This is a genomic window from Nostoc cf. edaphicum LEGE 07299, from assembly GCF_015207245.1.
Taxonomy (GTDB): Bacteria; Cyanobacteriota; Cyanobacteriia; order Cyanobacteriales; family Nostocaceae; genus Nostoc; species Nostoc edaphicum_B.
The window spans coordinates 1-9,343 of the sequence record NZ_JADEXF010000067.1; the positions used below are offsets into that span (position 1 = coordinate 1).

At 43.4% G+C, this 9,343-nt stretch carries 9 protein-coding genes; 1 reads left to right on the forward strand and 8 read right to left on the reverse strand.

Annotation, left to right across the window (positions count from 1 at the left end):
* Positions 1-574: 574 nt before the first annotated feature.
* Entirely contained in the window at positions 575-2,716 is a 2,142-nt protein-coding gene (locus tag IQ229_RS03390; RefSeq protein WP_228013076.1) for a PAS domain S-box protein, read from the reverse strand.
* A 402-nt stretch (positions 2,717-3,118) separates the two neighbouring features.
* Between IQ229_RS03390 and IQ229_RS03395 the strand changes: the two genes are divergently transcribed.
* Positions 3,119-3,769 (forward strand): HD domain-containing protein, encoded by a 651-nt coding sequence (locus tag IQ229_RS03395; RefSeq protein ID WP_194041293.1) that lies wholly within the window; start codon positions 3,119-3,121, stop codon positions 3,767-3,769.
* A 147-nt stretch (positions 3,770-3,916) separates the two neighbouring features.
* On the opposite strand, the gene IQ229_RS03400 is transcribed toward IQ229_RS03395, so the two are convergent.
* From IQ229_RS03400 to IQ229_RS03430, 7 genes are all read right to left on the reverse strand, one after another.
* Positions 3,917-4,708 carry a HEAT repeat domain-containing protein gene (locus IQ229_RS03400; RefSeq protein WP_322743934.1) on the reverse strand — a complete coding sequence of 264 codons (792 nt, stop codon included), beginning with the start codon at positions 4,706-4,708 and terminating at the stop codon, positions 3,917-3,919.
* A gap of 107 nt (positions 4,709-4,815) precedes the next feature.
* Positions 4,816-5,658 carry a HEAT repeat domain-containing protein gene (locus IQ229_RS03405; protein ID WP_194041295.1) on the reverse strand — a complete coding sequence of 281 codons (843 nt, stop codon included), beginning with the start codon at positions 5,656-5,658 and terminating at the stop codon, positions 4,816-4,818.
* Positions 5,633-5,914 (reverse strand): phycobilisome linker polypeptide, encoded by a 282-nt coding sequence (locus IQ229_RS03410; protein ID WP_194041297.1) that lies wholly within the window; start codon positions 5,912-5,914, stop codon positions 5,633-5,635. Before IQ229_RS03410 ends, IQ229_RS03405 begins: the two co-directional genes overlap by 26 nt.
* A gap of 96 nt (positions 5,915-6,010) precedes the next feature.
* Entirely contained in the window at positions 6,011-6,880 is an 870-nt protein-coding gene (locus tag IQ229_RS03415) for a phycobilisome linker polypeptide (protein ID WP_194041299.1), read from the reverse strand.
* A gap of 147 nt (positions 6,881-7,027) precedes the next feature.
* Entirely contained in the window at positions 7,028-7,840 is an 813-nt protein-coding gene (locus IQ229_RS03420; RefSeq protein ID WP_194041301.1) for a phycobilisome linker polypeptide, read from the reverse strand.
* A gap of 163 nt (positions 7,841-8,003) precedes the next feature.
* On the reverse strand, positions 8,004-8,492 hold the full coding sequence (gene cpcA, locus IQ229_RS03425; protein WP_190729705.1) for a phycocyanin subunit alpha: 489 nt from the start codon (positions 8,490-8,492) through the stop codon (positions 8,004-8,006).
* Between the two features lie 83 nt (positions 8,493-8,575).
* The gene (locus IQ229_RS03430; protein ID WP_194041303.1) at positions 8,576-9,097 is read right to left on the reverse strand and encodes a phycocyanin subunit beta; all 522 of its coding nucleotides are present in this window, start codon (positions 9,095-9,097) and stop codon (positions 8,576-8,578) included.
* Between the last annotated feature and the right edge of the window lie 246 nt (positions 9,098-9,343).

Genomic DNA, 9,343 nt, shown 5'->3' on the forward strand with positions numbered 1-9,343 from the left:
GTTCAGGATCAGTTGCATCAAACTAGTTTGCTCTTGAAGCGTCAGGTTATTTTGCTGGAGGTCAGTTTCTGCTTGATTTCGTTTCATGGTTTCTTTGCGAATAAGGTAGTAAGTCCACAGAATAATTGCCAGGTTGAGGCCAATTGAGCAATACCTAATGCGTAAGAAGAGCATGGGTATACTTCCCAACAGCTAGTCCCTTACCGCCTATTGCCACATAATGAGACACAAAGCCATCCAGCCGAAGCGTTTCATAAGGGGTGTGGAATTTCTTCTGAAACTAGTTTTCCCAAATAGACTCACTAAATTTCGTAGGGTGCAATAAAAAACGTTCCAACCTGTAATAAGGATCATTCTGAGCCAGGATTAAGAGTCTTGGTAACTTTTGGTGGGGATGTTCTTGAAGGCAAAGTACAGAAGGTTTTTAAACATTTTGTCGCTTCTGAGTGGAACTTATGATAAAAACTCAACTCATGCTGCGGGGCTAGATTCTATACAGATGTTTTGTAATCTTTGCGTTACCAGAATTTTTGGCATTTTTTCTGCCCTTAGCATAGCTGCTTTAAAGTGCCCGTCATTGATCGCTAAAATCTGACAAGACCATTAATGTAGTTTCGCTTATTGTCTTGTTTACGGTTTTATCTCCTAACATTGGCAGACAACACTTAGACTGTCGAATCGGAATCTCAATCACAAACTCGGCTCCCTGACCGGGTATGGAATGATATCGCAATGAGCCACCATGCTTCTCGGTTACAATTTGGTAGCTGATCGACATTCCCAATCCTGTTCCCTTACCAACTGGCTTAGTCGTAAAGAATGGGTCACACAATCGTTTTTGAACAAATTCTGGGATACCGGGACCGTTATCCACAATTCGGATCTGTACATGGTCTGAACCTAGCATCGCTGTACAAATCCGAATTTCACTGGTTTTTTGCTCAATTTCCTGAAGCCTGCATGATTGGTGTGGTTCTTCGAGAGCATCAATTGCATTGCTAATGATGTTCATAAACACCTGGTTCAGTTGCCCAGCGTAGCACTCAACTAACGGCAGGTTGCCATAGTCTTTAATAACTTCAATTCCTGGATGATCGTGCTTGGTTTTCAGCCGATTCTGTAAGATTATCAGCGTACTATCAATGCCTTCATGGATATTTACCGCTTTCATCTCGGCTTCGTCCATACGCGAGAAGTTCCGTAAAGAAAGCACAATTTTTTTAATCCGGTCTGCGCCAACTTCCATTGAACGAAGCAACTTGGGCAAATCTTCTAGTAGGAATTCTAGGTCGATCTCCTCGCTTTTGCCCTGGATTTCTGGCGCTGGGCTGGGATAATGCTGTTGATACAATTGCAGCAGTCCTAGCAGATGTTGAATGTACTCATTAGCAGGCTTGAAGTTGGCATAGATGAAGTTGACTGGGTTATTTATTTCATGGGCTACCCCAGCAACTAACTGTCCCAAACTAGACATTTTCTCATTTTGCACTAGCTGAGTCTGCGTTCGCTTCAGTTCAAGCAATGCAGTTTCCAAATCAGTTGCTTTCTGCCGCAAAGCTTCTTGGGCTTCTTTACGAGCACTGATATCACGAGCAATTTTAGAGGCACCGATGATTTTACCTGTGGAATCTTTAACTGGAGAAATCGTCAGCGAAAGATCAATCAACGTCCCATCCTTGCGTTGACGCACGGTCTCAAAGTGATCGACTCGTTCTCCTTGCCTGAGTTTTTTTAGTATTTGGGGTTCTTCATTGATGCGATCGCTAGGAACAAGCATTGCCATAGGTTGGCCAATGACTTCTTGTGCTTGATAACCAAACAGTGCTTCTGCCCCACGATTCCAGCTGACAATCACTCCGTCCAAGGTTTTGCTGATAATGGCATCATCTGAAGACTCGACAATTGCCGCTAGACAAAACATAGCTTCTTGGGCTTGTTTGTATTCTGTAATATCTGTATGAACTCCAATCCATTCGCGAATATTGCCTTCAGGGTTCAATATTGGGACACCCCGAACGCTCATGTGGCAATACTCACCGTCATGGCGGCGCAAACGATGTTCTAATTTGTACAAGGTTCGACTTGTAACTGCTTGTGACCAAACTTTCGCTGTGTGCAACTGGTCATCTGGGTGAACCGCATTCAGCCAGCCCCAGCCCTTTAGTTCCTCGAAGGATTGTCCGGTAAAGGCACTCCAACCTGGCTGCTCATTGATAAATTCACCTTCAGCTTTGGTATCCCAAATAATTTGAGATATGGCTGTAATCAGGAAGCGGTAGCGTTCCTCACTGTGGCGTAATGCCAGTTCTGCCTGTTTGCGATCTGTGACATCTTCAGCCACAAGCATCACCCCGTTCACAACTCTAGTGCTACTGCACCACGGGCGAAGCGTCCACTGACGCCAGCCTGTTAAACCATCAGCCTGCTGAAATTGCTCCTCTACACATAATTCAACCGCTGCCATCAAACAGTACTGGTATGCCTGTGTCAATGGTTCACAAAACTGCCGAAAGACCTCTAGATGCGATCGCCCAATAATATCTTGTCCCTCTAGTCCTAGCTCACTCAACCATCGTTGGCTGGTCAGCAAATACTTCATTTCGCAGTCTAAAATTGCAGCCGCAATTGGCAGGTTTTCTAAAAACGAACAGTAGAGATCATCTCGCTGGAAGTCACTATTAAAAAAATAATTTTGGCTCATAGTGTAATCTGACATCTAATTAATATTTCAGCTTCTAAAAATTTTCATAGTACTTATATACTATTTTTGCTCCCGTTTTCTGTTGTGATGTTACTAACACCCCGATGTGTAATATTCGTCTATAACTTCAGTATTCCCAACCAATTAAATCTTGAAACATGATTTTGTTTTAAAATAAACAAATAAAAAGCTCCCTTACTAAGAAAAACGGAGCTAAATTACTTTTACCAAATTGATTTATAACTGATAAATATATTCGTGTGTGTGTACACCGTAGCTGCAAGCAAAGGGAGAAAAATATTTCTCTCCCTTTCTCCTGGCGGAGTTAGAAGATGAGGTTCTAGCTGAAGTCTTCTACTGCTGTTTTAACATCATGTACCTATTTTTTCCAATATTCAGAATGGGTATACTCACTCTATGCCTACAGAAAACTTCATGGATATTTTATTTTCTAACTGGCAACATACACTCCAACCTTTTGGCGTTGACCAAGTAGCGGCGGAGAATGCCTTTAATGACTTGGTTACAGCTTACTCTACCCCTGAGCGCTACTACCATACACTGAAACACATCGATCGCGTTCTCAGCACAATTGAGATTTTGCAAGGTTACACCAATAACCTAGCTGCTGTTCAACTAGCTGCCTGGTTTCACGATGTAGTGTATGACACTGAAGCCATAGATAACGAAGAACGAAGTGCAGACTACGCTTTTGAGTTGCTGAGTAATTTGGGTATTCCAGAAAGTATCATAACTACTGTAACCCGTCTGATTCTGAACACTAAAAACCACCAAGCTGCGGTAAATGACTATGATAGCCAAGTCCTAGTTGATGCAGATTTAGCGATTTTGGCTACTAACCAAGTTGATTATAAAGAATACGCCCATGCTATTCGTCAAGAATACGGCTGGGTGGCAGAGGCAAATTATATCACAAACCGTCAGAAAATTTTAGAACGATTTCTACAGCGATCGCGTATTTATTTTACGCCTTTAATGTCAGAGTTTGCCGAACCATCTGCTCGTGGCAATATCCAGGCAGAAATTCAATCTTTATCGCCTGGTTAGTTTTACAAAAACTTAAGGTCTTGGAAACCAGGACTCCCCATCGGAGAAGCGAATGTAAGACCAATAAAACTAAGGAGTTCTGAAGGCTATCTCCGATGAATTGGGAGACCTAACACCATACCGCAAGCGCGGTTGGTGTCTGGTAATTTACCGTCTGCCAGCACCACGATAAGGTATTTCAGACACTTCAGTGTTTTCTAGCTTTCTTTTTGGTGCAAACACTTCTTGATGTTGTTGCTGTTGAATTTTCTGCTGTGCAAACTTTACGCGGGTGCGAACTCCCAGATCGGCATCGGTATCGAGTATTCGCTGAAGTTGATTTGTAATCCGTGACGCTTGATCGGGTAAAGTGACTGCTATGGCGATCGCTAGTGTTTCTAAACTCGTCACTGCTGCATAGCGCACTATCCACTCTGGATCTTGAGAAATTAGTAATAGTGCCTCTAATACCTGAATCTGAACAGATTCTACTTTCTCAGCAGGTAGTTGCTGCCAACGCAAAGTGCCTAATCCCCTAGCAGCTGCTCGCCGCACGCTTAAGGAAAAATCAGTTTTTGCTGCCTCTAACAAGGTATCCAGCGCCCGGGCATCACCAATTCCCGCTAAGGCACGAATAGCCCAGGCTCTAGCACTGTAGTTGTAGTCATCAATTAGTTCCAATAGTGATGGTACTGCGACTTCCCCGATCGCAATTAATCCATCTACTGCCGCCACTGCTGCCCCTGGATTGTTGTAGCCCAAAGCTGCAATCAGAGTGGGAACAGATTCCTCAATACCAGCTGCCGCTAACTCCTGAACTGCGTCTAATAAGCGATCCGAGGAGTCTGCTTCTTCCACAGCACGAATTAATATTTGGGCAAGGTCACTGTTATTCATAATAATTTGCCATGAGTCATTAGGGATCTGCCAATTGTAGCTTAAGTCCTCCGTAGTTGACATCAGATATAAAACCCCTAGCCCTTATCTCGCAATTATGTTAGGGGTTTACCTGTGAGAAACGGTTAATTTAAGCGTATTAATAACAACTAATGCCTGGGAAATTATGACTACAAAAGTGAGTCCATCAAATTTATTACTTTAATCGCACCATCTGACAAAGTGCTTGTTGCTGTGTGCTTAACTTGATATTCTAATAATCCTTTAAGAGAAATTAGCTTTAGACTATTTTCGGCAAGAGTTTCGGCGATCGCGTCTGCTGCGGGTAGATAGCCAATCGCTCCCAAGTCTGCTAACACTGCTCGACGCAATTGTAATTTATCTCCTGCCAGAGCTTTTATTAACCGTTCTCCATAAACTGGTTCTTGGGTTAATTGATACATCGCTCGTGCGGCAGCATATTGCACCAATTCGATTGGATGCTCTAAAAATGGTTTTACCAAGGGGATACACTCAGTTGCCCTCAAGGCTCCCAAGGTTTCTAAAATGGCTTCGTAGGGTTGAGATAAATCAGGCTGTGATATCAGCTGCTCTCCCTGCAAACCTACTTGTAATAATTCAATCAGGGCGGGAATACAAACCGGATCGCCCAGCATCTCTAAGGATTGTGCCGCAGCTTCCCGCACATAAAAGTCTGAGCAGTCTAAACACCCAATTAAAGGTGATACTGCCTGGCGATCGCCAAGTTTCCCTAATGCTCTAGCTGCGTTTCGCCGCAGAGGATATCCGCCTTCTGGTGTCCTGTCGGCTTCATCCTCTAAGGCTTTGATCAGTGCTGTAACCGCAGCTGATTCATTTATACGAAACCTGCCCAACCACCAAGCAGCATAAAATCGCAGACCTAAATCTGCACTTTCAAGATTAGCTAGAGCTTGCTCTACTGTTAAAGATCCACCTTCGGCATTGTTACCTGTCAGTGATAAATCTTCAGTTTTCTCCGGACTGGGATTCATGAGAAGATTGATGGCCGTGTTCGCTATTTGTTTGAGCCTCACCGTTCCAGGGCTGAATGCTAACTATTTTGCCGCCCAAGCGAGTGATCCTCTGCATTTCTTGATTCATCCGGTTCTCAGGCACTGTGATAAAGACACTGGCACTAGAACGAATGGGATAGCCGACTTTTTCTGTTTCTTCGCTTTGGCGCATACCAACTACTTCATAGCGGAAGGAGCGGTTACTACTATTTCTACCACTAATTTGTCCCAGCATAAATCAGTTCCTAATTTATAAATCGTAGTTTTCATTAATCCTTGGTCAAAAACTAATAACTAATGACCAATGACCAATGACTAATGACTAATGAAATTAAAGTGGCTTCACACTGGCGATTTTACCACCTTGTTTTACCACTCTCTGGAAGTAAGGAGATAGCCCTTCATATGGTAAAATCACAGCTTGATTGACGCGGCGTGTACTAGGATATCCGGCTCCAAAAACGCCTGCCACTTCAACGCGGTAAAGTCTGCCTTCTTGGCCAAAAGTTCCTGCACCACCGAAAGTACTGTTGGGGGTAACGCCTTTTCCAGGAGCAACGTAAGAAAAACCAGAAGCACTACCAGATGGAGGGACAACAACAGATGCACTATTGCGACCTAATTCAACTGCAAGACGGGGAGAATTACCTCTAAGTTGGGAGCGATCGCTATTGGCATAACCGCGATAAAGTTGGAATATCCGGCTAAATCCGACAGTTTTTTGACCTGTTTGAGTTTTGAAACCGCGATAGAAAGGCACAATATTGTCACCAAAGCTACTTTGATACTCTGGCGAATCAATATAGGAATCAATGTCGGCTTCATATCCCTTGGTTTGATATAAGTCTAAGTGATAAATCACCTCAGACTCATCATAGGGAGCACGACCCAACAAATGTTTATAGTTCAGTTCAATGACGCGAGTTTGAAAACTGTTGTAGAAAAACTTGGATTTGTACAGTTCCGATTTAGCTACTTGACGCACAAACTCTTGTACTGTAACTTTCCCATCGCGCAGAAGAGATTCAGCACTTGTGAGACGCTCAGATTTCATTAAGTAATCGTTGCCCAACAACTGACGATAGACGGCAGCAATTACTCTCTCTATGTCTTCTTTAGTTGCATTTGGACGCAATTCTAGAGGAGCTTTATCACTAAAAGCTTCTGTTCCCAGACGGGAAGCTGCTGTTGTAATAGCCATTGGTAATTTTCCTTATGTAATTGGTAGTTGGGAAAAGTTAGAAGTTAAGAGTTAGGACTTGAGAGTAGGGATAGAGTTAGGAATTGAATAACTCATAACTCCTCAATCCTTATTCCTAACTACTCACTTAATTCCCTATTCCCTAATTTATACAGATGTGATGCTAATAACCTTGCTGCCCTTACGATTAAGCTGCTGCAATTTACTAGAAAGTTGCTCGTAGGGTACGAGCAATTCCGCAGTACCCCGCCGCACTACAGTTGAGTTTGGAGAAGCTGCTTGTAGTACTCTAATCCGGTATGTTTCTCCTCGCTCACCTGTTGAGAGACCTGTTAAGGCTCCTGTAGAGACTGGGTAGATAGGTGAAGCCAGATTCTTAGCTATTTCCCAAGTTAGGCGTCCTTGTTTTTGCCCTTGAGCGCGATCGCTATTGGCATAACCCCGATATAGTTGGAACAATCGGCTATAGCCAACGTTTTTCTGCCCTACTTGACTTTTAAAGCCACGATAGTATGGTACAATGTTTTCGCCAAAGTTTTCTTGATATTCTTGCGAGTCAATATATGAGTTAATCTCAGCTTCGTAACCTTGGGAGTTGTAAAGCTCAACGTGGTACGAAATCTCTGACTCATCTTCTGGGGCGCGACCCAATAAATGCTTATAATTCAACTCGATAAACCGAACTTGCGAGTTGGAATGGAAAAATTTTTCTCGGTATAGTTCGGATTGAGCAATGGCTAGCACAAAACCCCTAACTGAAATCACACCTTGCTGCAACAGTGATTCAGCACTGACAAGATGCTCTCCTTCCAGCAGGTATTCATTACCCAAAACCTGACGGTAAGCTGCCCGGATGATCACTTGCACATCCGCTTCTGTTCTATCAGGACGTAATTCTGCCAGTCCTGAGTCTTCAAAGGCTCCAATCCCTAGTCTTGATGCTTGTCCCAAAGCTCCCATATTTAAACCTCCTCAGTTTTTAATGCAAAACTGAAAACTTTTTAGAAAAAATTTTTCTAATTTTTTAACAGCCTTTTGAAAATAAAACTGCCCAGAAAGGTAAACCAACTCCTAGCTATTTGCCAACAGAGCTTGTTTTCCTTTCCGGGCCAAATACACTCTATTAGCTTAGAGCGTTAATTGCGTAGTCGATGTAGGAATTAGCTTCTACAGCAGGGTCGCCACTTAGACCGTGGTTAGCCTTGATGTACTTGAGAGCTTCAACGTACCAGCTGGGAGATAGATCAAAGGTGCGGTTGATTTCAGTCAAACCAGAAATCAAGAACTCATCCAATGGACCTGTACCACCGACAACTAAGGAATAGGTAACAATCCGCAGGTAGTAGCCGATGTCACGTGCACACTTTTCTTTACCAGTGTTGGTAGAAGCGAAGTTAGGGCCTTGTTGTTGAGTGGTGTAGGGGAACTTGTTGTACACCGCTTGAGCTGCGCCTTCTGTCAAACGTTGGGCATTAGCAGTCAAGCTTTTTGCTGCTTCCATGCTAGCAGGAGCTTGACGGAAACGACCAAAAGCGACTTGAAGTTCGGTGCTGGAAAGGAAGCGACCTTGAGAATCTGCGGTTGAAACTGCTTCGGTAAGAGGTGTCTTCATCGGTTTAGTATCTCCCTATTTACAATCTTGTTGAAATTTGTTTTGTCTAACTGACAGTTGTCAGTCAATAGTCTCAATCGGGTTTAGCTTACTGCTGCGCCTGCACGATCAAAGTAGCTAGCAACTTCAGATGATATAGCGCTGCAATCGCCTCTGGTGATATTGTTGGGGTCGTTAACAAGAGCCAAAGCTGCGTCCTTCATCTTTTGTACGCCAACTGCTACAGAAGCACCAGGAACTCCTAGAGCCAAGTAGGTTTCGCGCAGACCGTTCAAACAACGGTCATCTAACACACTTGCATCACCTGCAAAGATTGCATAGGTGACATAGCGTAAGATGATTTCCATGTCACGCAAGCAAGCAGCATTTCTACGGTTGGTGTAAGCATTACCACCAGGAGCGATCAACTGAGGTTGTTCTGCGAACAGAGCGCGAGCTGCATTGGCAACAATTGCTGAGGAGTTGCTGGTAATCCGGTTTACGGTATCTGCACGTTTGTTGCCGTCTTTCACAAGGGCAGCTAGAGCGTCTAACTGAGCAGCGCTGAGATATTCACCGCGTGCATCAGCTTGGGTGATTACTTTTGCAAATGCATCTAAAACCATTGCTTTTGTCTCCTAGTTTGCTTGGTTAAGAATAATTGGACTCAAAACTGAATGGTTCAGTTTATTTTTGATGTCAGCACTGCCTGACGAGTTACGAAAGGTTTAAAACAGACATCCACGGAATAAGTTTACGATCTCCAGGCTTTCAGATTAAAACTTTTGTTAAAAAACTTCAAACTTCTATGAACGACTGGAAAACCTGATTAAGATGTTGTTTTTTACTTCCAAGTTCTCTTTATACAATGC

Coding starts and splice junctions, on each gene's coding strand:
- IQ229_RS03390 (WP_228013076.1), bottom strand. CDS start 2,716: ATGTCAGATTACACTATGAGCCAAAATTATTTTTTTAATAGTGACTTC.
- IQ229_RS03395 (WP_194041293.1), top strand. CDS start 3,119: ATGCCTACAGAAAACTTCATGGATATTTTATTTTCTAACTGGCAACAT.
- IQ229_RS03400 (WP_322743934.1), bottom strand. CDS start 4,708: ATGTCAACTACGGAGGACTTAAGCTACAATTGGCAGATCCCTAATGAC.
- IQ229_RS03405 (WP_194041295.1), bottom strand. CDS start 5,658: ATGAATCCCAGTCCGGAGAAAACTGAAGATTTATCACTGACAGGTAAC.
- IQ229_RS03410 (WP_194041297.1), bottom strand. CDS start 5,914: ATGCTGGGACAAATTAGTGGTAGAAATAGTAGTAACCGCTCCTTCCGC.
- IQ229_RS03415 (WP_194041299.1), bottom strand. CDS start 6,880: ATGGCTATTACAACAGCAGCTTCCCGTCTGGGAACAGAAGCTTTTAGT.
- IQ229_RS03420 (WP_194041301.1), bottom strand. CDS start 7,840: ATGGGAGCTTTGGGACAAGCATCAAGACTAGGGATTGGAGCCTTTGAA.
- cpcA (WP_190729705.1), bottom strand. CDS start 8,492: ATGAAGACACCTCTTACCGAAGCAGTTTCAACCGCAGATTCTCAAGGT.
- IQ229_RS03430 (WP_194041303.1), bottom strand. CDS start 9,097: ATGGTTTTAGATGCATTTGCAAAAGTAATCACCCAAGCTGATGCACGC.